At 51.5% G+C, this 406-nt stretch carries 1 protein-coding gene; it reads left to right on the top strand.

Annotated elements, in window-relative coordinates:
* The coding region (locus AC1RPR_RS08400) for a hypothetical protein (protein WP_481763501.1) at window positions 1-406 on the top strand (406 nt) is incomplete at both ends.

The following is a 406-nucleotide window of genomic DNA, read 5'->3' as shown; positions in this document are numbered from 1 at the left end:
GGATTTACGCAAAAGCGAACCAAGAGCTGAATTCATATCCGGTGGACGGTTCTCTTGTGCCACATGATCAGTACATTCTGCGCATGATGATTCGTGGCCCCAAGACCGAGGGCTATGTGGTCCCGAACGAGCTGAAGTGGATCGAGCCGATGGTGATCCGTGCCGATGCTGAACAGCGCAAACTCGGGGTCAACCATCCGTACGTGTATGTAACGGTTCGCTGCGGCCCCATGAAGAGTGTGAGCGACGATGTTTGGCACGTGGATGGCTTCTCGATGCGTGTACCACACGTGACTGAACAGAATTACATCTGTTCGGATCACACGCCAACCGAAATCCTGAAACAAAACTTTGCATTTCCGTCCGATTTCCATCCGATGGTGTACAACATTCACCAGTTCTTTCA

It is taken from the genome of Dellaglioa sp. CoH-57-MRSF-22, from assembly GCF_056781895.1.
The sequence above is the reverse complement of the archived record's forward strand: the minus strand, read 5'-3'. Positions and strand labels throughout refer to the sequence as shown.